Here is a 13757-nt window from a genome sequence, read left to right as displayed (position 1 = left end):
TTTTCGTCCTTTCCGGGTCCGTTGACTCAGGTTATTTCGGGATCTTGGAGCGGGGTCCAGTTCACTTCAGGAATGCCGGAGGAGCCGAGCCTAGCCGTTCCGATCCACGTATGGGGCGTGTCTCCGTAAGACAAATAATGATGGAGCGCATAGCGGAAAATAAACGGAAGCTCCCGGTTCAGAATCTCGGCCCGCGGGATCCAGTGCAGGTCGCCTTCGGAGGTCCGGATCCGTGGAGAGATATCCGTATGACCGATATAAATGAACTGCTGGCGTATATCGTGATCTTTTAACCTCATTAGAATGTACTGCAAACGGAGTCCCGAAATTTCGTCCTCGCGTATGCCGGTTTCTTCCTCGATTTCGCGCAGGCAGGCGGCCCGGGGGCGCGCCATTTCAAAGCTTTCCAAATGTCCGCCTACGGCCGCCCACATACCGGGCGAGAGCGTCCTTTTCATGGACCGTTTCATCATAAGCAGTTCGCCCCGGCTGTTGAACAAAAGAGCGGCGGATATTAATCGCAATGTGATCAAACGTGTCGCCTCCTTGCTGATTTTCAGCTTACCATAGGGGAAGAAGGCCAGGCAAACCCCTGTCGGCAAAGCATTTTGACGCCTTTAGTGCCTGAGCGGCGCTTGTTTTTCAAACGGAACACAGAAAAAACCGATAAAAAGAAAGACGTCTGAAAATTTTCCGGTTTCGGCAACGGTCAGCCCGGCCGGTTTCCATAGAATCAGCGGTCATTAAAGGGCCCGAGCGAAGTACGGCGCGAATAATTCGGGTTCTTCAATCGGCGGAAATCAGGGTAAACCGCAGGGCGAACGGAAACGATGCCATTTTCCTATTGCCGAAATTTGTAGATTTGAAGTATAATGTCCTCTATATAAGAACACACGTCTTTCTGGAAAGGACGGACTTTCTGTAATGGAACCTAAACAGGCTGCAGGTTGGAGCGAGTCCGGCTTTTATCTCGTCAACGAGCAGATTTTGCCCGAAGGCATTCTCAAAACGGTGCAGGCCAAAGAACTGCTGGCCCGGGGAGAAGTAAAAACGATTCACGAGGCGGTAGAGCAGGTAGGGCTGAGCCGGAGCGCTTTTTATAAGTACAAAGACGGCGTATTTCCCCTGAACAAGCTGGATAAAGAGCGCATTGTCACCATCTCCATGAATTTGGAGCACCGTTCGGGCATTTTGTCCCGGGTGCTGGCGCTGATTGCCGGACAGGAAGGTAATGTGCTGACGATCAATCAAAGCATTCCGCTGCAGGGAATGGCGAACGTGGTCATTTCCGTGGAAACGTCCCTGATGGGCGATAAAGCGAAAGAGCTGATACAACTGCTGGAATCGCAGGACGGGGTCAAGAAAGCCGCCGTAATCGGACAGGGAAGCTCGATTTAACTCCCGGGCCCCGGCCGGCAGAACAGGTAACCGGATAAAGCCGGGTACAAACTCGAAGAACAGAAAAAGAACATCACGTATACGGGAGGAATTATGACTATGAAGAAACCTATTAAAATCGGCTTGCTTGGACTCGGAACCGTCGGGACGGGTGTAGTCCGGATTGTGGAAGGCCACCGGGAAGATTTGGAGAAGCAGACCGGATCCGCCATCGTAGTGGAAAAAGTGCTGGTGCAGGATTTGAGCAAGCTGCGTTCGGTGACCGTCGACCGCGAGAAGCTTACCGACCAGCCTTGGGACATTATCCGCAATCCTGAAATCGACGTGGTCGTCGAGGTGATGGGCGGTGTCCAGGATACGAAAGCGTACATTCTGGAAGCGCTGGAGCAAGGAAAGCACATCGTAACCGCGAACAAGGATCTGATGGCGATGCACGGGCCCGAGATTCTTGCCAAAGCCGCCGAAAAAGGCTGCGATGTATTCTATGAAGCAAGCGTGGCCGGGGGAATCCCGATTATTCGTACGCTGGTGGAAGGCTTCTCTTCGGACCGGATTACGAAAATCATGGGGATCGTCAACGGTACTACAAACTATATCCTGACTAAAATGAGCCAGGAAGGCGCCGCTTACGCGGACGTGCTCAAAGAAGCGCAGATGCTCGGTTATGCCGAGGCCGATCCGACTTCCGACGTGGAAGGACTGGACGCCGCCCGCAAAATGACTATTCTGTCCACGCTGGGCTTCCATTCGGAAGTGGCGCTGACCGACGTGAAGGTCAAAGGAATTTCCAGTGTGAGCAAGGAAGACATCCAATACGGCAAAAAGCTCGGCTACGAAGTGAAGCTTCTCGGCATCGCGGAGAAACATGACGATCATATCTCCGTATCGGTCGAGCCGACCATGGTCAAAACGTCGCATCCGCTCGCTTCGGTCAACGGCGTGTTCAACGCCGTGTACGTGTACGGCGAAGCCGTGGGAGAGACGATGTTCTACGGCCCCGGCGCCGGTGAAATGCCGACGGCGACTTCCGTCGTGGCGGATCTCGTGGCTGTCGTGCGCAACCTGAATCTCGGCGTAAACGGCCAGCGCAGCACGGTGCCTTATCTGGAGAAAAAATTGAAAACGGACGAGCAAATTTCTTCGAAATATTTCGTGCTTCTCCACGTGGAGGACAAGGCGGGAGTTCTTGCCCAGATTACGCAAATTTTCGCGAAGCACGAAGTCAGCCTGGAGTCCGTCTTCCAGCATCCGAACGAGCATAATCCGAAAGCGGAAATCATTATCATTACCCACGACGCCAACCAGGCGGGCATGAATAAAGTTCTGGCCGAATTCGAAAGCCTGGATGTCATCCAGACGATCCAGAGCGTATACCGCGTCGAAGGCTAAATTTTAACTTTTAAGAAAAGAGGCTGCAGAAGAAAATGAGATACATGGGCTTGCTGCATCAATATAAATCCTACCTTCCGGTTACGGAAAAAACACCGCTGCTTACGCTGCACGAAGGAAACACCCCGCTTATCCGCGCGGAAAAATTGTCGGAGGAGCTGGGTCTCGACCTTTACGTCAAATATGAAGGCCTGAACCCGACGGGTTCGTTCAAAGACCGCGGCATGGTGATGGCCGTAGCCAAAGCGATGGAGGAAGGAAGCTCCACGATCATGTGCGCTTCCACCGGCAATACGTCGGCGGCCGCTGCCGCCTACGCCGCGCGCGGCGGGCTGAACTGCATCGTGCTTATTCCGAACAACAACATTGCGCTCGGCAAACTGGCGCAGGCGATCATTTACGGGGCGAAAGTGATCGCCATCGAAGGGAATTTCGACCGGGCGCTGGAAATTGTCCGCGAAATTACGGCGAAGCAGCCGATTACACTCGTAAATTCCGTTAATCCCTACCGGATTGAAGGACAGAAGACAGCCGCTTTCGAGGTGTGCGACCAGCTCGGGAAAGCGCCGGATTATTTGGCGATACCGGTCGGCAATGCGGGCAACATCACGGCTTACTGGAAGGGCTTCAAGGAGTATCAGGCGGCAGGCAAATCATCCTCGCTGCCCCAAATGATCGGATTCGAAGCGGAAGGCGCCATGGCGATCGTAAAGGGAGAGCCCATCCTCAACCCGGAAACCGTGGCGACCGCCATCCGGATCGGCAACCCGGCAAGCTGGGACGGAGCCGTAAATGCGGCAAACGAATCCGGCGGTCAGATCAACTATGTCACCGACGAAGAAATTTTGTCGGCTTACCGCAAGCTTGCTTCGCAGGAAGGTATCTTTGCCGAGCCTGCATCGGCTGCATCCCTTGCGGGCGTTATCAAGCTGAAGCGGGAAGGACACTTCCGGCAGGGACAATCCGTCGTGTGCGTGCTGACCGGCAACGGGCTTAAAGATCCGCACAACGCCATTCAGAGCGTGAAAGCCGAGCCGCTCGTCGTGGAAGATTCGGAAGCGGCCGTCATGGACGCGATCCGGAAGCTGGAGCAGGTGGGCAGCTAATGGCCCCCGCAGCGGTACGCGTCCGCGTTCCGGCCAGCACCGCCAATCTGGGACCGGGCTTCGATGCGCTCGGCATGGCCCTTGATTTGTACGCCCGGATTGAGATGAGCGAAGCGGACCGGACACAGATCGATCTTTTCGGAAGCAATATGCAGGGAATTCCGACGGACAAGACGAACCTGATCTACAAAGTGGCCCGCACCTTGTACGATCACGCGGGTTTGTCCATGCCGGAGCTGAGCATCCGCATGGACAGCGACATTCCGCTCACGCGGGGGCTGGGCAGCAGCGCTTCCGCTATCGTCGGAGCGCTTGCGGCCGCTAACGCGCTGAGCGGAGCGGACCTTCCGCCGGAGGAGCTTTTCCAGATCGCCTCCGGCATGGAAAAGCATCCCGACAACGTCGGCGCCTCGCTGTTCGGAGGCATTATCGCGGCCTACTGGGACGGCCGCGAGGCGAAGCACGTGCGCATAGAGCCGCACGAGCGTCTGGAGGCGCTGGTCGCCGTGCCGGCGTTCCAGCTCTCCACGGAGCTTGCGCGCCGGGTGCTGCCTTCCGAGGTGCCGATGAAAGACGCCGTCTTCAACATCGGCCACTCGTCGTTGCTCGTCGCGGCCCTTGCCGCCGGCGAGCTGGGCATGATCCGGCACGCGATGAAGGATGCGCTTCATCAGCCGTATCGCGCGGCTCTCGTTCCCGGCATGGAGAAGATTCTCCGGGAAGCGGCCGACCACGGCGCGCTGGGAGCTGCGCTCAGCGGCGCGGGACCGACTCTTATCGCGTTCGCGGATAAGAGCGAGGGAAGACAGGAGGAACTGGAAGCGTTCCTCCGGGAGACGTTCCGCGCCGAAGGTATCGAGGCGGAAACGAGATGGCTGAGGCCTTCACGCGAAGGCGTCCGCGTCTGGAAGACTGACGGGCGGGGAACCGTCCTTCGAGGAATTTGCGGGAGGAGCGGAATAGCATGAGGAAGAAACGGATAGCGATGCTGGGACCGGGTACTTTCTCCGAAGAGAGCGTGCACCATTTCCTCGGGAGAGAACGGTACGAGTATGTGCCGTTCAAGCTCATCTCCGATGTATTCCTGGCGACCGCTTCGGGAGAAACGGATTACAGCGTCATTCCGATTGAGAATACGATTGAGGGCTCCGTTACCCTGCATATCGACTGGCTCGTTCATGAGGTTGATTTGCCGATGCAGGTGGAATGGGTTTATCCTATAGATATGAACCTGATCGGTCTTCCGGACAGTGCCCACAGGGCGGCCGATGACCAGAACGGCTTGGCGAGGCTGGAGAACGGGGAACTGGCAAGCTCCCCGCCCGTCTCTTGGTCAAGCATTACCAAAGTGCTGTCCCATTCGGTCGCACTTGCCCAATGCCGCAAGTTTTTGCGTACATACATGCCGCAGGCGGAGATCGAGCAAACCGGTTCCAACGGGGAGAGCGTCCGGCTTGTCAGCGAGCTGGGAGATCCGAACGTGGTAGCGATCGGGACGACAAATGCCGCAAGTATGTATGGAATGGATCTTCTCGCGACGAAAATACAGGACAACCCCGACAATTCGACCCGTTTTATTCTGATCGGGCGTGAAAAGCTTGAGCTGCCGGCCTCCGGCCATACAAAGACGACCATTCTGGTCACGCCGCCCGAAGATTATCCGGGAGCGCTGCACCAGGTGCTGTCGGCCTTCGCTTGGCGCCGGATCAACTTGTCGAGGCTGGAATCCCGGCCGACGAAACGCAAGCTCGGCAACTATTATTTTTACATCGACGTAGAGGGCTCACTGGAATCGGTTCTCGTCCGCGCCGCTTTCGAAGAAATCGAAGCGATCGGCTGCCAGGTCCGGATTCTGGGCTGCTACCCGACGTATCAGTACGAAACCCAAACCCCGGAGGTGTAACAACGAATATGGCAAAGCAGTGGATTTACCTGGACGGCAGCTTCGTGACGAAGGAAGAAGCCAAAGTATCCGTTTACGATCACGGTTTTTTGTACGGGGATGGAATTTTTGAAGGCATCCGCATTTACGGCGGCAACATTTTTAAATGCAAAGAGCATCTCGACCGTCTTTACGATTCGGCCAAATCGATCATGCTCAACATCCCGCTTAGCTATCAGGAAATGCAGGACGCGCTGGTGGAGACGATCCGGCGCAACGAACTTCGTGACGGTTATATCCGTCTCGTCGTTTCCCGCGGGCCCGGCGACCTTGGACTCGATCCGCGCCGTTCACCCAAAGCGAGCGTCATCATTATCGTGGAGCAGCTGTCGATATATCCGGAGGAGGCCTACGTTAACGGTCTCAAAACCGTTTCGGTCTCCAGCCGCCGCAACATTCCCGACGCGGTAAATCCGAAAATCAAATCGCTTAACTACCTGAATAACATTCTCGTCAAAATCCAGTCCAATCTGGCGGGCGTGGGCGAAGCGATCATGCTGAATTCGCAAGGCTATGTGGCCGAAGGCTCTTCGGATAACATTTTTATCGTAAAAAGAGGCGTCGTGTTCACACCGCCCTGCTACATCGGTGCGCTGGAAGGCATCACGCGTGCGGCGATCATCGAAATTTGCGAGCGCCAAGGCTACACCTTGAAGGAAGAGCCGTTTACCCTGCATGACGTGTATGTGGCCGATGAAGTGTTCTTTACGGGCACAGCCGCCGAAGTTATCGCGGTTCGCGAAGTGGACGGACGCACTATCGGGGAAGGCAAGGCCGGCCCGATCACGACGAAGCTTTTGCAGGAATTCCGCAGCATTGTGAATGTCGACGGGGTTAAAGTATACGAATAAACCGTCTCGCGCGGTTCGTTTCAATCCGGTGCCGATTTTTTATCGGTTGGACCGGTTTTTCTCAAAACGACTCAACCAACTTTCAAAAACCGTTTCCCGGGAAGGGGCACTTCCTGCGGCAGCGGTTTTTTTATGCCCGGATTTGCTGTGTTTGCGCCTGTCCCCTTGAATTTTCCGCGGCTTTTTTTCGCCCAGGGGATGTCAAATGCCCATAAGCCTGCATAAGATGTAATGTCAATCGGATTGGGGAAGACGGATACGTACTTAGAAGAGGGAGGTAAGACCCGTTGAAAATCCATATGGTTAAAAAAGGGGATTCACTGTATAAAATCGCCCAAAAATACGACGTCGATCTCGATAAGCTGATCGAAGCGAATCCTCAGATCGCGAACCCGGACCAAATCAACGTTGGTGAAAAGGTGAAAATTCCGGGAACGCCGACGAAACCGCAGCAGCCTCACACGCCCCATCATCCCGTGCCGGATCATCTGGTGAAGCACATTGTGCAGCAGGGAGATACGCTGTGGAAGCTATCGAAAGCATGGGGAATTCCGCTCAAGGAAATGATCGAAGCGAATACCCAGCTCAAAAACCCGAATGTGCTGATGACCGGCGAAACGGTCTATATTCCGAAAAAGTCTCAAGCGAAAGATGGTTCGCAAGGAAGTCAGCCTCATCATGGCGGAACAGCTCACGGCAAGAAGGATACTTCCCCGATCCAGCCGGCTGTTCCCGCGCCCGAACCAGCAGAACAGGAGCCGGAAACGGCCGAACTTCCGGAGATTCCGGAGCTGCCGGAAATCAATGAGATTCCGGAAATAGTGGAACCCGCGCCGGTGCAGGAAGAGAAGGTGGAATTGAAGCCGGAGGCAGAGGTTCCCGTACAACCGGTGCCGCCTCCGGTACAGCCGCCGGTTATCGAGCAGCCTCCCGTACAACCGGCTCCGCCTGAGCCGCCGGTTCAGCTTCCGGTTGTCGAGCAGCCACCGGTGCAGCCGGCTCCGCAGCCACCGATGCAGCCTCCGGTACAGCCGCAGGTGCCTGAATACCAGCTGCCCCAACTTGTGCTGCCGCAGGTCGAGCTGCCGTCTTACACACCGCAGCCTCCGCCCCAGCACCCTTGCGAGCCCGTCGCTCCGGCTCCATATCCGTCTTATGTAAAAGAGGCGGAAGCGATTCCGCACTTCGGAGGATATCCGGGGACACTTCCGCTGATTCAGCCGTGCCCTCCTTACGCGCCTTTTGTATCTCCGTACGGGCAGCATCAGGAGCCATGGAAAAAAGAGCCATGCGGATGTGACGGCGAACTGCCCGTCCCGTATGGAGACCACGGAGCCTACGAAGGCGGCTGGGGGCAACCGCAGACGCTTCCGTATCCGAATGTGGAGATTCCGCAGAGCATCCCGTCCTACCAGGAACTGGTCGCCTCTGAGGAAGAATACATCCAGCCGGCCGGACAGATTCATGGTCAACCCTATCCGTCCCAGCCGTGGTTTCCAAGCCAGCCCGGTTTGTACGGAGGTGGGGGATCCGGACCGGATTTGCACACCCCTTACACGGACGGAGCTTATTGTGCGGAAAAACCGGTATTCGGACACCAGCCGGGCTTCCATGAGTCATACGCGCCGTTCGGCCATGATGACGGCTTTGAGCAAGGCGGTTACGCTCACGTAGGCGGATGGCCGCAGAGCTACGAGCAGGCAGGCGTGTGGCCGCAGGGCTATGCGACGCCGCAGGAGGCGGAGCAAGCCGCATATGCGCTCGGAGGCTTTGAGCAAGGCGGCGGATGGCCGCAGGGCTATGCGCCGCAACAGCAGCCGGGCGAAGGCCAGAACGCGCCGGGAGGCTTTGAGCAAGGCGGCGGATGGCCGCAGGGCTTTGCGCCGCAGCAGGCGGGCGAAGGCCAGTATGCGCCGGGAGGCTACGAGCAAGGCGGCGGATGGCCGCAGGGCTATGCGCCGCAGCAGCAGCAGCCGGGCGAAGGCCAGAACGCGCCGGGAGGCTACGGGCAGGGCGGCGAATGGCCGCAGGGCTTCGCACCGCAGCAGCAGGCGGGCGAAGGCCAGTATGCGCCGGGAGGCTTTGAGCAAGGCGGCGGATGGCCGCAGGGCTATGCGCCGCAGCAGCAGCCGGGCGAGGGCCAGTATGCGCCGGGAGGCTACGGGCAGGGCGGCGGATGGCCGCAGGGCTATGCGCCGCAGCAGCAGGCGGGCGAGGGCCAGTACGCACCGGCAGGCTACGGGCAAGGCGGCGTGTGGCCGCAGGGCTTCGCGCCGCAGCAGCAGCCGGGCGAGAGCCAGTACGCGCCGGGAGGCTTTGAGCAGGGCGGCGGATGGCCGCAGGGCTTCGCGCCGCAGCAGCAGGCGGGCGAGGGCCAGTACGCGCCGGGAAGCTTCGAGCAAGGCGGCGTGTGGCCGCAGGGCTATGCACCGCAGCAGCAGGCGGGCGAAGGTCAGTACGCGCCGGGAGGCTACGGGCAAGGCGGCGGATGGCCGCAGGGCTATGCGCCGCAGCCTTACGGGCAGCAGGCTTTTACCGCCGGTCTGGCCTCTATCCCGCCGTTGACGGGCAAGAAAGATTGCGGCTGCGGGTGCGGAGGAGCGAAAAAGGGGCACGGCCGGGCACCGGAAGCGGCTGACTTCCAGGCATCCCCTTACGGGTTCGCACCTTATGTCGGAGGCGCTCAGCCATCCCCGTACACGCCGTTTACGAACTACGGCCAGCCGGATTGGCAGCGGATCTGCCCGCCCGCGTTTCTTGCCCCGTACGGCTACGGCAGCGGGCAAGAAGGAGCGGTGAATCCGTACGCTCCGATCCCTCAACCGGCTTATGCCGTTTCGGGTTCGCAGACCCAGGAGGCCGCTGACCGTTTTGAGGGTTTCCAGGAGGCCGCACAGGGAACCGGAGAAAATGAAGCGAGAATTCATCTGGTCGATCAGGATGATGAATCCGGCTCTTTTTTCGAACCGGAGGCCAAAGCGAAGAAGTCGTCCGCTCCCAAAAAGGCCAAAACATCCAAGAGTTCCGTACGCACGGTTATCCGCAAATCGGGCCGCAGCGCACCGAAACAGGCGGTCAGTGCGAATGTTCCTTGGATGAACGTCTAGACCTGTCCGTACTGCTTTTCCAAACAAGTTAAGGATGATCTTCAGCTCCGGCAGTTCCTTTTGGAACGCCGGAGTTTTCTTTTTCATACGGCAGAATAGTCTTTGGTCTTGATTTTCCCGTTCAAGTCCTGCATCAAGGCACACTGGCAATACATGTATAAGCTTTTCGGCGGGGGGCACAATAAGGAAAAACAGAGGATAGAAGGGGATTGCCGTGATGGTTTTCAACTTGCTGAAGCAATTGAAGAAAAAAATCCGTCTCAAACGCAAACGGCTGATATTCGGCAGTTACGTTCTGCTCGCTGCGGCCGCATACATGCTGGCTGCCAATGAATTCCCCAAGCCGGCTTACAAGGAAGCTGCCGCGCCGCTCGGACAAGCCGCAGCGCCGGAAATCGACCAGGCTCTGAAAGCCCAGCAGGAACAAACGCTCCGGCAAATCCGCTCCGAAGGCGGGCAGCGGCTGACTTATATACAGCGTTCGTACGTGTGCGGAGAAGAGCAGCAGGAGCTGGGACTGAAATCCGCGGAGGAGATTACGGCTTTGAACGGAGAACATCCCGACTGGATCGTAAGCCTGAATTCCGAAGGGAGCGTCATTTTTACCCGTCACATCGACGATTTGTCGCCGAAATGCAAGCAGAGCGCTTACTTCGGTGTGGACGAAAGCGGAAACTTGTCTTTGTTTGACGGACTGCCGGCTAATGATAAAGTGATCCGTACTTTTTTTCAGCTCAATATCCAATATCTCGAAAGCACCCTGCCCGAAGAAACGGTTCATCAGCTTCATGAAGGAATACGGGTGTCGGATGTGGCTGAATTCAACAGCGTCTTGTCCACGTTCAGCGATTATGCGGTACAGGAGAGCGAGAAGGCGATGTCGCCCAATTACTAAAGCTATGGGGAGACAAGCCGCCGCTAGCGAAAAATCTCTTAAAAAGGTTCCGCTTTAAAGGCGGGATTTTTTTTTGGTTAATTAATTGTTTAAAATTATATTGTATACAATATAATAGTGTGTTATTATTCGGGTATACAACGAAGCGCCTCCTGCGGCGCCTTCACATTTTAAACTTTTATAGGGATGGTGTTTAACTATGGAACATTTGTACACAGCGGTTGCAACGGCTCAAGGCGGACGGAACGGGAAAGTAACTTCGGATGACGGCGTACTGAATCTGGAGGTCAAAATGCCGAAGGCACTGGGAGGTCCGGGCGGAGCGGCAACGAATCCCGAACAGCTTTTTGCGGCAGGGTATGCGGCCTGCTTCGACAGCGCGTTGAATCTTGTGATGCGGCAAAAACAGATCCGTTCCGAAACAGGGGTAACGGCTCACGTGACGATAGGGAAAGACGAGCAGGACGGAGGCTTCAAGCTGGCCGTCGAACTCAAAGTGAGCATTCCGGGAGTTGAAATGGGAACGGCCAACGAGCTGGTTGCCGCCGCTCATCATGTGTGCCCTTATTCGAAAGCAACGCGGGATAATATCGACGTGTTTATCGATGTTGTCGAAGCGTAACGAACGGGATTGAAGATACGGCTTCCTTTTAGGAAGCCGTTTTTTTGCGTCAGGCGCAGGAGGGAGGGGAGATCCGGAGGCTCTTTTAAAGACTTAGACGGACATGGTCATGAATATACCTGTAATGTAGAGGACGGATAGACCGTGAACAAGACGGTGAATATTTACGGCCTGCACCGCCTTTAAACACGCTATCCCTTTCGGCGAGAATTTGCTATAATGGAAATCGATACATATGTTCGCTTTTTGGGACATACAGGGGATGGGAGAGAACTTCTTTTGCGTATTCTGGGAATCGACCCGGGCATTGCGATCGTCGGTTTCGGGTTTATCGACAAGACCGGCAGCAAACTAACGCCCGTTCAGTACGGTTGTATACAAACCGAAGCCCATACCGATCCGGGTCTTCGGCTCAAGCAGGTTTATGATGCGGCCTGCCAGCTCATAGACAAATATAAACCAGACGCGATGGCCGTCGAGAAGCTGTTCTTCAACCGGAACGTCACGACGGCTTTTACCGTCGGCCAGGCGCGCGGCGTGATTATACTCGCGGCCGTTCAGCGCGGAATACCCGTCGGGGAGTACACGCCTTTGCAGGTTAAACAGGCCGTTGTCGGCTATGGCAAGGCGGAGAAAATCCAAGTGCAGGAAATGGTCCGCATGTTTTTGAAGCTGTCCGCTATACCGAAGCCGGATGACGTAGCCGATGCGCTCGCCGTGGCGATCTGCCACGCACATTCATCCACGCTGCACGATAAAATCAAAGAGGTTACCAAACGATGATTGATTTCTTAAGAGGCAAGTTAGCTGCACGTGAAACGGAATACGTCGTTCTCGATGTGAACGGAGTCGGCTACCGCGTTTTTTGCGCTAATCCGTACGCGTTCGGACTGAAAGAAGACGGCGAAATCACGCTGTTTACCCACTATCATGTGCGCGAAGACGCACACCTGCTGTTCGGCTTCCCGACAAGGGAGGAGCAGATGCTGTTCCGGCAGCTTATCGACGTCAGCGGCATCGGGCCTAAAGTCGCGCTCGGCATCCTTGCCGGAGGCCGCCCGGAAACGGTAGTCGCGGCTATCCAGCAGGAGAATATCGCTTTTCTTACAAAGCTGCCCGGTATCGGGAAGAAAACCGCACAGCGGCTTATTTTTGATCTGAAAGAAAAGCTTGGCGCCCTGCCGGTTACGGAGCGAGATCTGGCCGTATCGTTCGGTCTGGTCGACCCGTCGGATGAATTCGGCACCCAGGGAGTCTGGGGCGAAGTTAAGCAGGGTCTGCTTGCGCTTGGCTATACAGAAGCGGAAGCGGACCGCGCGTGGTCCCGCATCCAGCCGAAGGTCAAAGATACCGATCCTGCCGATGTCATCATGAAACAAGCCCTCCAGGCTCTGTTTCAAATGTAAGTTTTGGGGGAGATGACGATGGAAGACCGCATTATATCCGCGAATTTGATGATGGAAGACGAAATCGTGGAATTTTCCCTGCGCCCCCGGTACCTGGCGGAATATATCGGACAGACGCAGGCGAAGGAAAATCTCAAGATCTATATCGAAGCGGCCAAAATGCGCAAAGAAGCGCTTGACCATGTTTTGCTTTACGGACCGCCGGGGCTCGGAAAAACGACCCTGTCGAATATCATCGCCAACGAGCTTGGCGTCAATATCCGCACGACGAGCGGGCCCGCTATCGAGCGGCCCGGCGACCTCGCCGCGATTTTGACGAATCTGCAGGAAGGCGACGTGCTGTTCATCGACGAAATCCACCGGCTTCACCGGACGGTGGAAGAGGTGCTGTATCCGGCGATGGAGGATTTTGCGCTCGACATTATTATCGGCAAAGGGCCGAGCGCGCGTTCCGTGCGGCTGGATCTGCCGCCCTTCACGCTGATCGGCGCGACCACGCGCGCAGGCTTGCTGTCGGCGCCGCTGCGGGACCGCTTCGGCGTGATCAGCCGGCTGGAGTTCTACACCGTCGACGAGCTGTCGTATATCGTCAGCCGCACCTGCGACATTCTACAGGTGCAGATCGTCGGGGAGGCGTCGCGCGAAATCGGCATGCGCTCCAGAGGCACGCCTCGGATCGCGAACCGGCTGCTGAAGCGGGTGCGTGATTTCGCCCAGGTCAAAGGCGACGGGATTATTACCGTCGACTTGGCCCGTGAATCGCTCCGGCACATTCAGGTTGACGATCTCGGCCTTGACGAGATCGACCACAAAATGCTGAGAGCGATTATCACTTCGTTCCGGGGTGGACCGGTCGGACTCGATACGATCGCAGCCACCATCGGGGAGGAGAGCCAGACCATCGAGGACGTGTATGAGCCCTATTTGCTGCAAATCGGCTTTTTGCAGCGGACTCCCCGCGGACGGATGGTTACGCATCAGGCGTACAGCCATTTGGGGCTGCCGATTCCGGAGCAGAACTGACCGGTGCGGGCTGCCGTC

Annotated in this window: 13 protein-coding genes; 12 read left to right on the top strand and 1 reads right to left on the bottom strand. The window is 56.7% G+C overall.

The window, feature by feature from the left end:
- Nucleotides 1-26 precede the first annotated feature (26 nt).
- On the bottom strand, nt 27-533 hold the full coding sequence (locus ABC395_RS19390) for an NUDIX domain-containing protein (protein WP_413005562.1): 507 nt from the start codon (nt 531-533) through the stop codon (nt 27-29).
- Between the two features lie 391 nt (nt 534-924).
- Between ABC395_RS19390 and ABC395_RS19385 the strand changes: the two genes are divergently transcribed.
- The 12 genes from ABC395_RS19385 to ruvB all read left to right on the top strand — a co-directional run bounded on the left by ABC395_RS19385 (nt 925) and on the right by ruvB (nt 13739).
- Nucleotides 925-1398 (top strand): ACT domain-containing protein, encoded by a 474-nt coding sequence (locus tag ABC395_RS19385; RefSeq protein WP_413005561.1) that lies wholly within the window; start codon nt 925-927, stop codon nt 1396-1398.
- Nucleotides 1399-1497: 99 nt separating this feature from the next.
- A complete protein-coding gene (locus tag ABC395_RS19380) occupies nt 1498-2787 on the top strand; it encodes a homoserine dehydrogenase (protein WP_413005560.1) in 1290 nt (429 codons plus the stop codon).
- A gap of 35 nt (nt 2788-2822) precedes the next feature.
- On the top strand, nt 2823-3893 hold the full coding sequence (gene thrC / locus ABC395_RS19375; protein ID WP_413005559.1) for a threonine synthase: 1071 nt from the start codon (nt 2823-2825) through the stop codon (nt 3891-3893).
- Entirely contained in the window at nt 3893-4861 is a 969-nt protein-coding gene (gene thrB / locus ABC395_RS19370) for a homoserine kinase (RefSeq protein ID WP_413005558.1), read from the top strand. The genes thrC and thrB overlap by 1 nt, the downstream gene beginning before the upstream one ends.
- Nucleotides 4858-5796, top strand: a complete 939-nt coding sequence (locus tag ABC395_RS19365) for a prephenate dehydratase (RefSeq protein ID WP_413005557.1) — start codon at nt 4858-4860, stop codon at nt 5794-5796. The genes thrB and ABC395_RS19365 overlap by 4 nt, the downstream gene beginning before the upstream one ends.
- A gap of 8 nt (nt 5797-5804) precedes the next feature.
- Nucleotides 5805-6686 (top strand): branched-chain-amino-acid transaminase, encoded by an 882-nt coding sequence (gene ilvE, locus ABC395_RS19360; protein WP_413005556.1) that lies wholly within the window; start codon nt 5805-5807, stop codon nt 6684-6686.
- A 287-nt stretch (nt 6687-6973) separates the two neighbouring features.
- Entirely contained in the window at nt 6974-9793 is a 2820-nt protein-coding gene (locus ABC395_RS19355; RefSeq protein WP_413005555.1) for a LysM peptidoglycan-binding domain-containing protein, read from the top strand.
- A 217-nt stretch (nt 9794-10010) separates the two neighbouring features.
- Complete coding sequence (locus ABC395_RS19350; protein WP_413005554.1) at nt 10011-10688, top strand: BofC C-terminal domain-containing protein; 678 nt, start codon at nt 10011-10013, stop codon at nt 10686-10688.
- 199 nt (nt 10689-10887) lie between these two features.
- Nucleotides 10888-11310: an organic hydroperoxide resistance protein gene (locus ABC395_RS19345; RefSeq protein WP_413005553.1), complete on the top strand. Its 423-nt coding sequence runs from the start codon at nt 10888-10890 to the stop codon at nt 11308-11310.
- 279 nt (nt 11311-11589) lie between these two features.
- A complete protein-coding gene (gene ruvC / locus ABC395_RS19340) occupies nt 11590-12093 on the top strand; it encodes a crossover junction endodeoxyribonuclease RuvC (RefSeq protein WP_009671937.1) in 504 nt (167 codons plus the stop codon).
- Nucleotides 12090-12716, top strand: a complete 627-nt coding sequence (gene ruvA / locus ABC395_RS19335; RefSeq protein WP_413005552.1) for a Holliday junction branch migration protein RuvA — start codon at nt 12090-12092, stop codon at nt 12714-12716. Before ruvC ends, ruvA begins: the two co-directional genes overlap by 4 nt.
- Before the next feature lie 18 nt (nt 12717-12734).
- Entirely contained in the window at nt 12735-13739 is a 1005-nt protein-coding gene (gene ruvB, locus ABC395_RS19330) for a Holliday junction branch migration DNA helicase RuvB (protein ID WP_009671941.1), read from the top strand.
- The last annotated feature ends 18 nt before the right edge of the window (nt 13740-13757 follow it).

Origin of the sequence: Paenibacillus canaveralius, from assembly GCF_047238265.1 — a bacterium.
Taxonomy (GTDB): Bacteria; Bacillota; Bacilli; order Paenibacillales; family NBRC-103111; genus Paenibacillus_F.
This window is presented reverse-complemented; position numbering and strand designations above follow the sequence as displayed.